The organism is Stappia indica, assembly GCF_020177335.1.
Taxonomy (GTDB): domain Bacteria; phylum Pseudomonadota; class Alphaproteobacteria; order Rhizobiales; family Stappiaceae; genus Stappia; species Stappia indica_B.
In genome coordinates, this window is the sequence record NZ_JAIVMG010000006.1 from 216,508 (window position 1) to 230,517 (window position 14,010).

A 14,010-nucleotide genomic window follows, 5' to 3' on the forward strand; every position below is an offset into this window, starting at 1 on the left:
TCCCGTCCCTACAGACAGTGCGACCCGAGATGACCCAGACACCTGACCTTGCCGCCGAGATTGTCCTTTCCGTCCAGGACCTGAAGACGGAGGTCGCCACGCCCGATGGCGCGAAGACCGTGGTCGACGGGCTGTCCTTCGATCTCAGGCGCGGGGAAACGCTGTGCATCGCCGGGGAATCCGGCTCCGGCAAATCCATGACGGCGCTGTCGATCATGCGGCTTTTGCCCGAGCCGATGGCCCGGGTCGCCAGTGGATCGGTGCGTTTGGGCGGGCGCGATCTCTGCCAGCTTGGCGAGACGGAGATGTGCGCCATTCGCGGCGGCGATATCGCCATGATCTTCCAGGAGCCGATGACCTCGCTCAATCCGGTGCTGACCATCGGCCGGCAGCTCCGCGAGGCGATCTTCGTTCACCAGGATGTGTCGCGGCGGGAAGCGGAAAAACGGGCGCTGGAAACCCTTGAGGCGGTGCGCCTTTCCGAGCCGAAGCGGCGGGTGAAGCAATATCCGCATGAACTGTCCGGCGGCATGCGCCAGCGGGTGATGATCGCCATGGCGCTCGCCTGCAATCCGAAGGTGCTGATCGCCGATGAGCCCACCACCGCGCTGGATGTCACCATTCAGGCGCAGATCCTCCAGCTCATCCGCGATTTGCAGCGCGATTTCGGCACGGCGGTCATTCTGATCACCCATGACATGGGCGTGGTCGCGGAGATGGGCGACCGGGTGGTGGTGATGAACCAGGGCAAGATCGTCGAGCACGGGGCGGTGTCTGAGGTTTTCGAACGGCCGAAGGATGCCTACACCCGCGAGCTGCTGGATGCGGTGCCGAAGCTGGGCGCCATGACCGGGCAGGACGCCGTGATCTCCGCTGCTGGCGCCGGCCCGGAACCGGTGCTGGAGGTGAAGGATCTGACCGTGCGGTTCGATCTGCGCGGCGGGATTCTCGACCGGGTGGTGTCGCGGGTCCATGCGGTCGAGGGCGTGTCCTTCTCCTTGCGCGCCGGAGAAACCCTCGGCCTCGTTGGTGAGAGCGGCTGCGGCAAGTCGACCATCGGCAAGGCACTGATGAACCTCGTTCCGTGGGAGGGCAGCATCCAGGTGGCGGGCCGCCCGATTCCGCACGGGCGCGGCGAGGCGGATCGTCTGTTCCGCCGGGATCTGCAGATGATCTTCCAGGACCCCTATGCCTCCCTCGATCCGCGTATGCGGGTGGGGGATCTGGTGGGCGAGCCGCTGGTCATTCACGGACTGGCCAAGGGGCAGGAGCTTCGGGACCGGGTGGCATCGCTGTTCGAGCGCGTCGGGCTCACGCCCGACCAGATGGACCGTCATCCGCATGAGTTTTCCGGCGGCCAGCGGCAGCGCATCTGTATCGCCCGGGCGCTGGCGCTATCGCCGAAGGCCATCATCGCCGATGAAAGCGTTTCGGCGCTGGATGTCTCGGTGCAGGCGCAGGTGCTGGACCTGTTGCAGGAGCTGCAGGAAGAGCTGGACCTGTCCTTCCTGTTCATCTCCCATGACATGGCGGTGGTGGAGCAGGTGTCCCACCGGGTGGCGGTGATGTATCTCGGCCAGATCGTCGAGGTGGGCACGCGCCGTCAGGTGTTCGAGAACCCACACCATCCCTATACCCAGCGGCTGATGGAGGCAGTGCCGATCCCCGATCCGGCACGGCGGCGCGATGTGTTCAAGGTGCCGATCGGCGATATTCCCTCGCCCGTCCGGGCTCTTGGCGAAAGCGTCGAGCGCGTGCGCTACGTCGATGTCGGTGACCGCCACCTGGTCGCCGAACCGGCCTGAGGCCGGTTGGCGCCAGGCGGTTTTTTGCCGTCACAGCTTGATATGTGGCGCTGACATGGGGCGGGAAACCGCAAGAAGAAAATGCGGCGAGACCAAGTGTTCTCGCAGACGGGAGCGCGCCATTTGTGTTGCGAGGGGAGGGGCGTTCTCCGCTCGACCGGCACGCTTTGGAGCGCGTCCCAATGTGTCCCTGGAGGGCGCTCATCCAAGCTCACCCCCTGGTCGCCGGATCGCCTGGAGGGACCGGGGAGTTCCACTGATCGTTGGCAATGCCTGCAAAAACAGGTAGATCAGTCTGTAACTTTACGAGCATTGGACAGAGCATGAGCGCAGAGGCCAAATCGCCCCCTGATGCAAAACCTCGGCGCACCCAGGCCGAGCGATCGCAGGAGACCCGAAACAAGGTTTGCGAGGCGACCCTGCAGGCGCTGGTCGAGGTGGGCTACGAACAGATCTCGACCACGCTGATCGCGCAGAAGGCGAAGGTTTCGCGCGGGGCGCTGACCCACCAGTTCCCCACCCGCAACGACATGCTGGTTGCGGCTTTCGAGAAACAGGTCAGCGAATGGCGGGACGGCTACCCCTTCAAGCTTGACCCGGAGAAGGAACAGCTCTCGGTAGACGAACTGATCGATGCGCTATGGGAAAACATCTTCTCCGATGACCGCTACATCGCCGCGATAGAACTGATGCTGGCGGCACGGCAGGACAACGACCTTGGCCATGTGCTGCGCGATATCCTTGTGTCGTGGATCCGCAAGCGCGACCGGATTGCCGTCAGGCTCGTCGGGGGCGATGTCGACGATGCCGAGGCCGATCTGAAGGTGCAGCTACACCTCTCCGTGTTGCGTGGCATCGCCATGCACCAGAGCTTCGATTCCGATCCTCTGACGGCCCACAAGCTGATCGATTTGTGGAAACGGATCGCGCGACAGGCGTGACACGTGGGGTGCCTGCCTCGCCAAAAGAAATCTGTCTCGTAAAATCATCGCGGCAAGTCTGAAGTTATTTCAAGCGCTTGCAAGCTGATCTTTTGCCGGTTTTTGGGTCCCTCGTAAAATTCCCGGGACTCAAAGGTTGATTTACGAACAATCCTGATTGCATGATGCGGACAGCGCTGTTCGTAAGGCGTCGCTGTGGCCCCGCGAACGGGCTGGTGACACCGCCCGGTCGAACGGGCTGCAAAAGGGAAGACCACATGACCATCAAATTGCTTCTTGCCACCGCCGCGGGTCTCGGACTCGCGGTCGCTCCAGCCCTGTCCGCGACTTGGGATCTGTCGAGTGAATACCCGGCCGGCTCTCTGCAGGGGAGGACTGCGGAGTTCTTCGCCGATGCTGTCACCGCAAAGACAGGTGGCGAGATCGAAATCACCGTCCATCACGGCGCCGCGCTGGGGTACAAGAGTGTCGACCATTTCGATGCCGTGGGCGATGGCGCGCTACAGGCAGCTTCCTCGGCCCTGGTGTTCTGGACCGGCATCGACCCGATCTTCCAGCTCTCGTCGCTGCCTTTCCTCGCGCCCACCTCCAAGGACGTGCGTGACCTCTATGAGTTGTCCAGGCCCGAGTACGCGAAGGTTCTGGAAGACAACAACCAGGTGCTCCTGCTGGCAACGCCGTGGCCGTCGTCCGGTCTGTGGGGGAACAAGGCCTTCACGGCGACTGCGGATCTTGAGGGCGTGAAGGTTCGCACCTACGACGTCGCTTCGACCGAAACCATGAAGAACGCGGGCGCATTTCCGATCCAGATTTCCTGGGCCGATGTGCCGGCGCAGCTGTCAACCAACGCCATCGACGCTGTTCTGACCTCGCCCAATGGCGGCGTCGGTGTGCAGATGTGGGAAGAGCAATCGAACTTCACCAACGTGAACTACGCCTCCTCGCTGCAGGCGATCCACCTGAACCGTGATGCCTGGAACGACCTGAGCGAGGAGCAGCAGGCCGCCGTCAAGGAAGCTGCCGCGGAAGCCGAAACCTTCGGCTGGAACCTGCTGTCGGATGCCACCGCCAAGGACTTCGACACCATGCGTGAAAACGGCATGGCCGTGACCGAGGAAATCCCGACCGAGTTCTCGGCTGCGCTGACCGCCGCAGCCCAGCCCTTTATTGACCAGTGGGTCGAGAACACCGGCGAACGCGCGCAATCCATTATGGATGCTTACAAAAAGCGCTAATCCGCTCCCGGCTGGCGCGGACCGCAGCTCCCTGCCGTCCGCGCACCTCTTTTCTCTTTCCCTCCCCGGAGCTCTGCATGACCCGCTTCTATTCCGGTGTGTTCATCCTGTCGCGACTGGCTGCCGTGATCGCCGCATGTGCGATGATCTACATGGTGGGGCACATCGCCTACGAGATTATCCTGCGGAGCTTCTTCGCCACCTCGACCTTCGTTCTTGATGAGTTTGTCGGCTACGGGATCGGTGTCTGCGTGATCTGGTCGCTGGGCTATGTGCTGGAACATGGCGACTTGATCCGCGTCGGGCTCGTGCTTGAGCATCTGCCCGCACGGGGGCAGGAGTTGTTTACGGCCGCCGCCGCGCTGATCGCCGCCGCGATGTCTGCCGGGCTTGCCTGGATGTTCTGGATCCGCGTGGCGCGTGCCTGGTCTCGCGGCACCGTTTCTTCCTCTGTGGCCGCTGTCCCGACCTGGATCCCTGAAGGGGCAATCATGGTCGGGCTCTGCGTCTTCTCGCTGGCCGCCCTTGCGCATGGTCTGCGCCACATCACCCGGCATCCGTCGCCCGCGCCGCAGACGCCGCTGGTTACCCCCGTCGAATAAGCCACGTCCCCCTTTTGGAGAGATCCCATGGACACGCTCCTCACTGCGGCCGCGACGCTGGCCTTCCTTCTGCTGTTCCTCGGCCTTGGCGTCTGGGTCTTCGTCAGTCTTGCCCTCGTTGCCACCACCTCTCTGTTCTTTCTGCACGGGATGGACCTGTCGAGGATTGGTTCGATCGCGGCGGGTATCATCTACCGGTATTCCACCAGCTGGGAGCTGTCGGCCATCCCGATGTTCATCTGGATGGGCGAGATTATCTTCCGCACCGATATTTCGACCAGGCTGTTCCGGGGCTTGTCCCCCTTCGTCGACTACATCCCCGGCCGTCTGCTGCACACCAACGTGCTGGGCTGTACCCTGTTTGCCGCTGTCTCGGGCTCGTCGCCCGCCACCACGGCCACCGTGGGCCGTATCACCACGCGCGAACTGGGCGTACGCGGCTATGACGACCGCCTTTCACTGGGCTCGCTGGCGGGGGCCGGCAGCCTCGGCCTGCTGATCCCGCCGTCGATCGTGATGATCGTCTACGGCATCCTCGCCGAGCAATCGATCTCGCGTCTCTTTGCCGCCGGCGTGCTGCCCGGGCTGATGATTACCGCGCTCTACTCCTGCTACATCATGATCCGCGCCAAGCTGAATCCCGTGCTGGTCCCGGCGCAGCGCGAAGAGCGCGGCGCGATGGATTTCCTTCGTGCGATATGGGATCTGACGCCGTTGGTGGCGCTGATGACCATTGTTCTGGGATCGATCTATTCCGGCATCGCCACCCCGTCCGAAGCCGCGGCCGTGGGGGTTATCGCCGCCATGGTCATTGCCGCCGTGACACGCCAACTGTCGCTGGCGCTGCTGCGCGATACGCTTATGGGAGCGCTGCGGACCTCGACCATGGTCTGTTCAATCCTGATTACCGCAGCCTTCATGTCCACCGCCATCGGCTATCTGCATATCCCCGCGGACGTCGCCGACGGGATCGCCTCTCTGCATCTACCGCCTTGGGGGCTGCTGATCGTGCTCTCGCTCTTTTATCTCGGGCTCGGCTTCTTCCTTGACGGTACCTCCATCGTGGTGATGAGCCTGCCGATCTCTCTGCCGCTGGCGCTGCACGCGGGGTTCGATCCGATCTGGTTCGGCGTCTACCTCGTGCTGATGGTCGAGATGGCACAGGTGACCCCGCCGGTTGGTTTCAACCTCTTCGTGCTGCAGGGCATTTCAGGCCGGTCCATCGGCTACGTCGCCCGCGCCGCGCTGCCTTTCTTCGCGTTGATGCTGGTCGGGGTCGCGCTGCTGGCGATCTTCCCAGCCATTGCCCTGTGGCTCCCGAACTTCTTCTATGGATAAGACAATGACTTCTCCCGTCGACCTTGCCGCGTTGCTGTCCGCGCAAGCGCGGTACGATCAGCCCCACACCCTGTTCCGCGCGGTGGAGGACGCTTGCAAGGCCCGCTTCGGCTTTCGCTTTCTGACCGTGCTGAAGAACCTTCCCGGCACGGGGAACGTGATGCGGATGCACAGCTCCGCATCGGACTACCCTGTGGGTGCGCTCAAGCCCATGGGGCTGACCGAGTGGGGCAAGATCGTGCTGGAGGGCGGGCAAAGCTGGCTCGGAAACTCGCGCGAGGACGTGCTCTGGGCCTTCCCCGATGCTGAACTGATCCTTTCGAAAGGCTGTGAGGCTTGCGCCTGTGCCCCGGTGATCTGGGCCGGTCGCTGCGTCGGTGTGCTTTCGCTGAACGCTGAGCGTGACGCCTATGGTCGCGAGGATTTGGCCGAGATGACCCTTGTCGCGCAGACCCTCGCGCCGGCACTGATCTGACCCTTTGAAAGGACGACCGCGATGACCACCCTGTTGATCAAGAACGCTCGTATCGTAGATGGCACAGCGCCCGAACCGACCGCTCCGATGCAGATCGCCATCGAGGACGGCCGCATCCGTGAGGTCGGTGCCTCTGTTGGTTTCACCGCCGGGGAAGAGCTGGACCTTGCGGGCCTGACTGTCATGCCGGGTCTGATCGATTGCCACGTCCACACCATTGCGGCCACCGCGAACCTTGGTCAGAACGCGGCCATGCCGTCCTCGCTGGTGGCGGCGAAGGCCTCAAGACTGATGAAGGACATGATCATGCGCGGTTTCACCACCGTGCGAGATCTGGGCGGTGCCGATCGCGGCCTGCAGCAGGCCGTGGAAGAGGGCTACTTCACCGCACCCCGGCTGGTGATCTGTGGCAAGGCCTTGTCCCAGACCGGTGGTCACACCGACTACCGCGGCCCCTACGACAACCGCGACGTCGGCTGGTACGCGCAGGCGCTCGGTACTTTGGGCCGGATCTGCGACGGCAAGCCCGAGCTGATGCGCGCGGCGCGGGAAGAACTCAAGGGCGGTGCACAGTTCCTGAAGGTCATGGCCGACGGCGGCGTCTCTTCCCCCTCCGACCCGATCGGCTACCTCGTCTTTTCTGTCGAGGAGCTCACGGTGCTGGTCGAAATCGCCAAGGGCTTCGGCACCTATGTCGCGGCGCACCTTTATGACGACAAGGCAATCGTGCGCGCGCTTGACTGCGGCATCGACTGCATCGAACACGGCAACCTGATCGGCGACGATACGATCAAGCGTGTGGCGCGCGAAGGCGCCTTCGTCGTGCCGACCAACATCACCTACGATCTGCTGGCCCGTCGCGGCGCCGAGTTTGGCCTGCCGCCCGAGTCCGTGGCCAAGGTTGCCGACGTGCGCGAAGCCGGGCTCGAGCGCCTGGTCAAGCTGCACGAAGCCGGTGTGACCATGGGCTATGGGTCGGACCTTCTGGGCGGCATGCAGACCGAGCAATCCGGCGAGTTCCCATTGCGCGGGCGTTACATCCCGGCCGATGCGGTGATCCGCTCGGCCACCGTGGATGCGGCCAAGGTGCTGCGCATGGAAGGCGAAGTTGGCGTGATCGCCGCCGGTGCCCATGCGGACATCATCGCGGTCGAGGGCAACCCGCTGGAGAACCTCGACCTGCTGACCGGACAAGGGGCGCACATGCCGCTGATCATGCAGGGCGGACGCGCCATCAAGAGGGCGGCAAGCCTCTGAGAGCCTTGCACAACACTCAGCTGGCTCCGGTCGCCGCTGGGTGAAAGGGCGGTGACAGCGCAGGCGCCCATGAGCGTCTGAGCGGAAGCGGGTTCATCTCCCGTGACCTTGACGTGCCCCCCGTCCTTGGATCGGCCCGAACCGGAACTTCCGGGGTATCTGGCTCAGGCGGCGGAAGGCGCCGATGAGCCTTTCATGAGCGATATCCGCGGCTTGTTGCCGATTGCGCTGTGCGGGCAGAGCGGCAGATCCCGTCTCTGGTTCAAACTGTCGGCGTATGCGGTCGGGGGCAGCCAACCGAGGCGGGAGTGGGGGCGGTTGAGGTTGTAATCGTTTCTCCAGGCATGAAGGGTTGTTCGGGCGTGCGAGAGCGACGGGAACAGCGTTTCCAGCAAGCCGTCCCAGACGCCTTGTTCTGCCCACCGACGGAACCGGACCTGGATCGAGTTCCATTTCCCATAGCGCTCGTGCATGTCGCGTCATCTGCGCGGTGAACTGGTGTTTGCCCGCAGCTTGCGGCATCCGCCCCGCATTCTCAGCCCCATTCGGGGCCGGGCCCGGCGGTCAGCTAAGCGGACCTGCCGTCAAGAGCGTCGCGCAAGACTGTCCTCAGTGACATTGCCACCATCGCGGCGGCTCTCGCGTCGACCGGCCCGCTGTCCGGCGCCGCCATTCACGACTGGCAGGGCTTGGGCACCCTGCCGCCAGGCGGGTGCTCGGAGCCACCACACCCGGAAGCGCGGCCGGGGCGCCCGGGGCCTGCCTGGGGCGCGGAGCCTTCACTCGGCAAGCGGGTAGTCCGCAGCGTTCAGCACCCAGCCCGGCTTCTGGCTGAAGTCGGTCCGCGGCGGGCAGAAGATATCCACCAGCTGGTTGCGACCCGGATCGACCGCGCGGGACGTGTGGATGACCGGCGGCGGGATCACCAGTGCCGACGGGGCCGGAGCCGAGACGGTCAGGTCGTCGCGCCAGTCGGCCATGTCGGTGGTCCAGGGCCAACGGAGATGGTGCAGATAGGCGCCGTCGAGGGCCAGCGAGCACTGCTCGAAATCATCGTGGTGATGCGGCGACATACGGGCCGTGTCGCGAGGTCCGTCGAGGGGATCAAGCATGTTCACCATGAAGGTGGTGCAACGGAAGATCCTTCCGAACCGACCCGGCTCGGACGGCACATCGAGGCTATAGCTGCGGATCTTCCAGCCGCCAACCGGCTCGGGCCATGCGACAAAGGGCGGAATTTGCCGACGCGGCGTGTCATAGGCCGAGGCGTTCGGGCATTTCGCGACGAGATCCTCAGAGGCTGCCGTGAACAGCCGGATCAGGCTGCCACCCCGGGGTAGGATGACGCAGCTGTCGCCGGGCGGGACGAACGCGATGCTATGCCCCGGGATGGTCAGCGTTTCATCGCCAGCGGTGATTTCGGCGCTGTCCGTCGGATTGGGCAGGAGCACCACATATTCGTCCGGCTGACCCGCACGCACAAACCGCCCGCCGGGGTGCGCCCGCGTGTGGACGAGGACGAAATTGTTGCCGCGAAGATAGTGGCTGTCGCCATCGGGGCCGGTTTCGTCAGGCTGCCCGCGATCGAATGCGGCGAATTGCTCCTCCGCGATCAATCCCGGTTCGGTTTGTGCTTTCGGCGCTGACTTTTGCAGGGCGGCTCGCGGGTCGTTCTTGTCGTACATGTCAGATCTCCTTCTTCATGGGCGATGCGAGTACCTGCTTCAGCCCGGACAAGCCCTTGAGAGCGGCGGCGCGCAGGAACGTCTGGTCGGAGGCGAGAATGAAGGCGCTTGCTCCGGCGGCGGCAAATTCAGCCGCGTCTTCCGCAGAGGCAACCATCATGCACACCGGCTTGCCCGCGCGTTGCGCCGCCGCGATGATCCTGTCGGTGGCCTCCAGGACAGGCGGCGATCCGGCGCGGGACTGGCCGAAGGCCACGGTCAGATCGCCGCGTCCGACGAAAATCCCGTCGAGACCTGGCGTGGCGATGATTTCGTCGATCACATTGAGCGCCGCCGGGTCCTCGATCATCGCAATCACCGTCACGGCGCTGTCCTGCGCATCGAGATGGCCGGCAAGACTTGCCCCGCCGAAGGCCCCGGCCCGGGTGGTCGCCGAATATCCGCGCGATCCGCCGCGATAGCGCGCCGCCGCGACCACTGCCCGTGCCTTGGCGGGGCTGTCCACATGCGGCACCAGAATGCCCGTCGCGCCACAATCCAGCACCGAAAGGATCGCCGCCGGATCGGCGCTCTGGACCCGGACCAGTGCGGCCATCTCCGTGGCACGGCAGGCCAGGATCATCCGATCCGTGCTCTCGCGGTTGATCGGCGCATGTTCCTCATCGATCACGACGAAGTCGTATCCAAGGGCCCCCAGGATCTCCGCAGGCATGGTATGTGCGATCTTCAGGAAGCTGCCGCACAACCGCGTGCCCGCGAGGAAGCGCTGCCGGAACTCTTCCTCAACACTCATCTTCATCACCGTTGGTCTCCCGATTCTGCCTGGCCCGTGATCGGGCTGTTGCCGGCCACTGCCACGGCAGGGCGGGGGCGGCAATCGCGCTCGACCATCGTTCCGTCAGCCGGAACAGACGCCGGCTTGTCGTCGTGCATTCCGCCAGCCGGAACGCTCTCGGATGCCGATTGTCGGGCGCAGACCGTGGAGATAGGAAATGGGCCAAAGCAATGGACGGGTCTGGGATGTCCATTGTGCCGGGAGGGGCCGTCTATATGAGTATTGGCTATGAACAGTTCCGTGAGGTTGCGCGCGATCTGTATTCCCGTGCACTCAAGAAGATACCCGCTGATACCCATCGGGCGCTTGCTGCCGCAGAGCAGGTCGAAACCGACCCCAGGGCGCGGGACAATCTGCGTTTCCTCAGGGGGGTTGCCAAGACGACGGAACAGCAATCCCGGCATGCCTGCAGCGATGCCGGCTTCCCCACCTACACCGTGAAGATCGGTACGAATGTGACGCTGTCGGGAGACATCCGGCGTGGCTTCGTCGACGGTTTCGCGGAAATGGTCGACACCATCGATCCGCCGATCCTGCAATTCATCACCCATCCGCTGACGCTGGAGCGCAGCTATAGCGGCAAGGACATGCCGATCCTCAGCTTCGACGTCATCGATGGGGCGGATTATGTCGAGGTGATCTGTTCGCCCAAGGCGCTCGGCTCCGGTCGGTGGGCCGCGCTGGAGATCTTCAGCTATCCGACCTTGGCTGACATCGAGGCCTATGTCATGGACTGCGTGATGAAGGCCGGGTCGCAACATTGCCCGCCGGTGGTCATTGGCGTCGGCATTGGCGGTTCGTTCGACAATGCGGCGAAGATCGCCAAGTCAGCGGTGCTGCGCCCCATCGGCACGGCCCATCCCGAGCCGATGGTCGCCGAAATGGAGGAGCGCCTGCTGGCCGCCGTCAATGCGACGGGCTTCGGTCCGATGGGCACCGGCGGCGACACCACCGCGCTCGCGGTCCATGTGGACTATTCGGCCGGTCATGGCTTCGTCCCGGTGGCCGTTTGCTTCAACTGCTGGATCAATCGGCGCACGGTCGCCCGAATCTCGGATGCTGGGGAGATCACCCATGTCGAGTGACCGGGGCGAGGGCGGGGCGACGGCGGTACAACTGCCGATGACGCCTGACGTGGCTCGCGGCCTGCGCCTTGGGCAACGGGTTCGGCTGCACGGTGAAATGACCGTCACCGTCGGTTGGGTCACGCATCAGCGCATGTTCGCGGTGGCCCGGGGCGATGGTGTGTTGCCGGTTCCCCTGAACAACTCGTTTCTGCACATGGGAACCTGCTGCTACGAAGCTGGCGGCCGGATATTGCCGCACTACGTGAACCCGACGACCTCGACCCGCTTCGATGCCTATCTGCCGACGCTGGTGCGGCGGTTCTCATTGACGGCAATCGGCGGCAAGGGGGGCGTCGGACCGGATGTGGTGGCCGCGCTGAAGGACGTGGGCGGTGTCTATTTCAGCATGCCGGGAGGGGCGGCGCCGGCGCTGACCAGCGGCGTTGTCGAACGGGTTCGTACCGGATGGGACGATCTGATCGAGCAGTTCCGCCTGTCCACCTTCCGTGTTGACGGGTTCGGGCCGCTGATCGTCGGCGTCGATGCCCATGGCAATAGCATCTACGAACAATTGGCCATCAGAGCCAACGAACGCCTGCCGGCAATCCTGCAGGAACTGGAACGGCGGCGCCAGCAATCCTGACAGGCGCCGCCAAGCCGGCAATTTCCGATAAATGGAGGAGGAAACACCATGAAACCTTATGCTTTGCTCGCCGCGACGGCGCTCGCATCGTTCGCCTGGGGAAGTATCGGCGTGGCGGAGGAGGCCAAGCTTCCGGCCACCGTGTCGATGACCAGCTACGACGTCGGCTCCGCCGGCTATTCCCAGGCCGTGGCGATCGGCAAGGCCATCAGCGACGCCTATGGCGTCAGCCTTCGGGTCCTGCCGACGACCTCGGACGTGGCACGCACCATTCCGGTTCGCCAAGGGCGGGTCGATTTCGCACTGGTCGGCTCCGAAGCCTACAACGCCATGGAAGGGACCGAGGCCTTCTCCGCGCAGGAGTTGGGGCCGCAGGACCTTCAGCTTCTTGCCGGCGCGAACTCGGAGAACTGCTTCACATTGGCGCTGCAGGGGGATGGCGGCATCAAATCCGTCGCCGATCTGAAGGGAAAGCGGATCGGCTGGGTGGTCAGCTCGCCGGCGCTGCAAAACAATGTGGCGGGTTTCCTGGCTTTCGGCGGACTGACCTGGGATGACGTCGAAAAGGTCGATGTCGGCAGCTTTGCCGCCTCCTGGGAAGCTTTCTTCAACGGTCAGGTCGATGCCGTCACGACACTGACCACGACGACCTTCGCGACCCAGGCGGTGGCGTCTCCTTCCGGGCTCGCCTGGTTGCCATTGCCGAAGGATGACAAGGAAGGCTGGACCCGGCTTCAAGCTCTGAAGCCACAGTTCTCTCCCCGCACCGCGACAATGGGGCCGAACATCTCCGCCGAAAAGCCGCTTGAGTGCGCGGGCTTCCCCTTTCCAGTTCTGGCGGCCTATGCCGACAAGGATGCGGAGGTGGTCTACAACATGACCAAGGCGCTTCAGGATCAGTTCCAGGCCTATGAGAAATCCGAGCCTGGGCTGAACGGCTTTGCCGGGGACCGGCAGAATTTCCAGTGGGTGCTCCCGTACCATGCCGGTGCGGTGCGCTACTGGAAGGAAACGGGAAAATGGACCGAGGCCGACGAGGCACACAATCAGAAGCTTCTGCGGCGCCAGCAGGTACTGCTGGATGCATGGGCGGGCCTGCCGGCAGGCGAACGAGCGCAGAAGTGGGCAGACACGCGGGCGAAGGCCCTGGCCGACGCCGGCTTCTGACGGTCCGACAATTGAAAGAAGAGCACCGCCGGAATTGGCTTCCGGCGGTGCTTTTAATTGTTCTTTTTGTCTCGAAACTGTCTTCGGAATGTCAATTCCGGGCAACTTGCAGCAATCGGCAAACCTCGGCAATCATGTCCCGACGCATGTCGGCGGTCATTGCGGCGGCATGCGGCTGCAGAACGGTATTCGTGAGTTGCAGGAAACGTGGGTCGATGTCGGGCTCGTTGTCGAACACGTCGAGCCCCGCACCGGCAATACCCCCGGTTTCCAGCGCCGCCAGCAGGGCTTCTTCATCAACGACAGAGCCGCGCGAGACGTTGATCAGAACGCCCCCGGCACCGAGGGCGGAAAGCACCGCGGCGGAGATCATGTGCCGCGTCTCAGCGCCGCCGGGACTGCAGACCACCAGGAAATCGGCCCAACGCGCCAGATTCAGCAGATCGGGTTCGAAGACGAACGGCGCCTCGCGCTTTTCCCGGGGGCCGGTGTAGCGCACCGAAAGGCCGGCCCCTTGCAGGCGTTCGGCGACCGTCCGGCCGATCCGCCCGAGACCGACGACGCCGGCCTTCTTGCCCGCGACCCGCATCGAGGGCGCCATCCGCCCCTTCTGCCACTGGCCGGACCGGACGAAGGCATCTCCGGCCACAAGACCGCGCGCGACCGCATAAAGCAGCGCCACCGCCATATCCGCGGTGTCGGTCGTCACCACATCGGGTGTATGGCGCAACGCGATGCCGGACCGTTCCAGCCCGGCAAGGTCGAACCGATCCTGTCCCGCACCGCAACTGACGATCACCTCCAGGTCCGGCAGGCGCGCCAGCAGATCCTCCGGCGCACCGCCCATAGCGGTGGTCAGCGCGTGGGTCAGACCACGGGCCCGCTCGGGGGCGAGAGACGCCACCTCTTCCGGCGAAAGCAGCGTGAATTCGGCTTCGAGCACATTTCGTATGTCGGCTG

General features: G+C 64.2%; 14 protein-coding genes and 1 pseudogene. 10 read left to right on the forward strand and 5 right to left on the reverse strand.

Annotated features, from left to right (window positions below; genetic code table 11):
* Positions 1 to 29 precede the first annotated feature (29 nt).
* The 7 genes from LC062_RS10560 (at position 30) to LC062_RS10590 (ending at position 7,653) form a co-directional block, all read left to right on the forward strand.
* Positions 30 to 1,805, forward strand: coding sequence for an ABC transporter ATP-binding protein (locus LC062_RS10560; RefSeq protein ID WP_224910996.1), 1,776 nt, complete (start codon positions 30 to 32; stop codon positions 1,803 to 1,805).
* Positions 1,806 to 2,128: 323 nt separating this feature from the next.
* Complete coding sequence (locus LC062_RS10565; RefSeq protein ID WP_224910997.1) at positions 2,129 to 2,746, forward strand: TetR/AcrR family transcriptional regulator; 618 nt, start codon at positions 2,129 to 2,131, stop codon at positions 2,744 to 2,746.
* A 257-nt stretch (positions 2,747 to 3,003) separates the two neighbouring features.
* Positions 3,004 to 3,981 (forward strand): TRAP transporter substrate-binding protein, encoded by a 978-nt coding sequence (locus LC062_RS10570; protein WP_224910998.1) that lies wholly within the window; start codon positions 3,004 to 3,006, stop codon positions 3,979 to 3,981.
* A 77-nt stretch (positions 3,982 to 4,058) separates the two neighbouring features.
* A complete protein-coding gene (locus LC062_RS10575; RefSeq protein WP_224910999.1) occupies positions 4,059 to 4,583 on the forward strand; it encodes a TRAP transporter small permease subunit in 525 nt (174 codons plus the stop codon).
* Between the two features lie 27 nt (positions 4,584 to 4,610).
* On the forward strand, positions 4,611 to 5,921 hold the full coding sequence (locus tag LC062_RS10580; RefSeq protein ID WP_224911000.1) for a TRAP transporter large permease: 1,311 nt from the start codon (positions 4,611 to 4,613) through the stop codon (positions 5,919 to 5,921).
* A gap of 4 nt (positions 5,922 to 5,925) precedes the next feature.
* Complete coding sequence (locus LC062_RS10585; protein ID WP_224911001.1) at positions 5,926 to 6,396, forward strand: GAF domain-containing protein; 471 nt, start codon at positions 5,926 to 5,928, stop codon at positions 6,394 to 6,396.
* A gap of 21 nt (positions 6,397 to 6,417) precedes the next feature.
* Complete coding sequence (locus LC062_RS10590; protein WP_224911002.1) at positions 6,418 to 7,653, forward strand: metal-dependent hydrolase family protein; 1,236 nt, start codon at positions 6,418 to 6,420, stop codon at positions 7,651 to 7,653.
* Between the two features lie 164 nt (positions 7,654 to 7,817).
* Here the strand turns inward: LC062_RS10590 and LC062_RS10595 are convergent, their stop codons facing one another.
* The 4 genes and pseudogenes from LC062_RS10595 to LC062_RS10605 form a co-directional block, all read right to left on the reverse strand.
* On the reverse strand, positions 7,818 to 8,048 hold the full coding sequence (locus tag LC062_RS10595; protein ID WP_455678352.1) for an integrase core domain-containing protein: 231 nt from the start codon (positions 8,046 to 8,048) through the stop codon (positions 7,818 to 7,820).
* A pseudogene (locus LC062_RS21650) lies at positions 8,034 to 8,132 on the reverse strand (IS5 family transposase); the annotation flags it as partial. The gene LC062_RS10595 and the pseudogene LC062_RS21650, both read right to left, overlap by 15 nt.
* Before the next feature lie 300 nt (positions 8,133 to 8,432).
* A complete protein-coding gene (locus tag LC062_RS10600; RefSeq protein ID WP_224911003.1) occupies positions 8,433 to 9,338 on the reverse strand; it encodes a cupin domain-containing protein in 906 nt (301 codons plus the stop codon).
* A 1-nt stretch (position 9,339) separates the two neighbouring features.
* Positions 9,340 to 10,137: an HpcH/HpaI aldolase family protein gene (locus tag LC062_RS10605; protein WP_224911004.1), complete on the reverse strand. Its 798-nt coding sequence runs from the start codon at positions 10,135 to 10,137 to the stop codon at positions 9,340 to 9,342.
* 251 nt (positions 10,138 to 10,388) lie between these two features.
* Between LC062_RS10605 and LC062_RS10610 the strand changes: the two genes are divergently transcribed.
* The 3 genes from LC062_RS10610 to LC062_RS10620 are packed head-to-tail and all read left to right on the forward strand — an operon-like array spanning position 10,389 to position 13,050.
* Positions 10,389 to 11,258 (forward strand): fumarate hydratase, encoded by an 870-nt coding sequence (locus LC062_RS10610; RefSeq protein ID WP_224911005.1) that lies wholly within the window; start codon positions 10,389 to 10,391, stop codon positions 11,256 to 11,258.
* Entirely contained in the window at positions 11,248 to 11,883 is a 636-nt protein-coding gene (locus LC062_RS10615) for a fumarate hydratase C-terminal domain-containing protein (RefSeq protein WP_224911006.1), read from the forward strand. The genes LC062_RS10610 and LC062_RS10615 overlap by 11 nt, the downstream gene beginning before the upstream one ends.
* A gap of 48 nt (positions 11,884 to 11,931) precedes the next feature.
* Complete coding sequence (locus LC062_RS10620) at positions 11,932 to 13,050, forward strand: TAXI family TRAP transporter solute-binding subunit (RefSeq protein ID WP_224911007.1); 1,119 nt, start codon at positions 11,932 to 11,934, stop codon at positions 13,048 to 13,050.
* 91 nt (positions 13,051 to 13,141) lie between these two features.
* Here the strand turns inward: LC062_RS10620 and LC062_RS10625 are convergent, their stop codons facing one another.
* Positions 13,142 to 13,993: an NAD(P)-dependent oxidoreductase gene (locus LC062_RS10625; protein ID WP_224911008.1), complete on the reverse strand. Its 852-nt coding sequence runs from the start codon at positions 13,991 to 13,993 to the stop codon at positions 13,142 to 13,144.
* Positions 13,994 to 14,010: the final 17 nt, after the last annotated feature.

What these genes read in the sequence shown, in the direction of transcription:
- LC062_RS10560 (WP_224910996.1), top strand. Translation starts at nt 30, where the DNA reads ATGACCCAGACACCTGACCTTGCCGCCGAGATTGTCCTTTCCGTCCAG.
- LC062_RS10565 (WP_224910997.1), top strand. Translation starts at nt 2,129, where the DNA reads ATGAGCGCAGAGGCCAAATCGCCCCCTGATGCAAAACCTCGGCGCACC.
- LC062_RS10570 (WP_224910998.1), top strand. Translation starts at nt 3,004, where the DNA reads ATGACCATCAAATTGCTTCTTGCCACCGCCGCGGGTCTCGGACTCGCG.
- LC062_RS10575 (WP_224910999.1), top strand. Translation starts at nt 4,059, where the DNA reads ATGACCCGCTTCTATTCCGGTGTGTTCATCCTGTCGCGACTGGCTGCC.
- LC062_RS10580 (WP_224911000.1), top strand. Translation starts at nt 4,611, where the DNA reads ATGGACACGCTCCTCACTGCGGCCGCGACGCTGGCCTTCCTTCTGCTG.
- LC062_RS10585 (WP_224911001.1), top strand. Translation starts at nt 5,926, where the DNA reads ATGACTTCTCCCGTCGACCTTGCCGCGTTGCTGTCCGCGCAAGCGCGG.
- LC062_RS10590 (WP_224911002.1), top strand. Translation starts at nt 6,418, where the DNA reads ATGACCACCCTGTTGATCAAGAACGCTCGTATCGTAGATGGCACAGCG.
- LC062_RS10600 (WP_224911003.1), bottom strand. Translation starts at nt 9,338, where the DNA reads ATGTACGACAAGAACGACCCGCGAGCCGCCCTGCAAAAGTCAGCGCCG.
- LC062_RS10605 (WP_224911004.1), bottom strand. Translation starts at nt 10,137, where the DNA reads ATGAAGATGAGTGTTGAGGAAGAGTTCCGGCAGCGCTTCCTCGCGGGC.
- LC062_RS10610 (WP_224911005.1), top strand. Translation starts at nt 10,389, where the DNA reads ATGAGTATTGGCTATGAACAGTTCCGTGAGGTTGCGCGCGATCTGTAT.
- LC062_RS10615 (WP_224911006.1), top strand. Translation starts at nt 11,248, where the DNA reads ATGTCGAGTGACCGGGGCGAGGGCGGGGCGACGGCGGTACAACTGCCG.
- LC062_RS10620 (WP_224911007.1), top strand. Translation starts at nt 11,932, where the DNA reads ATGAAACCTTATGCTTTGCTCGCCGCGACGGCGCTCGCATCGTTCGCC.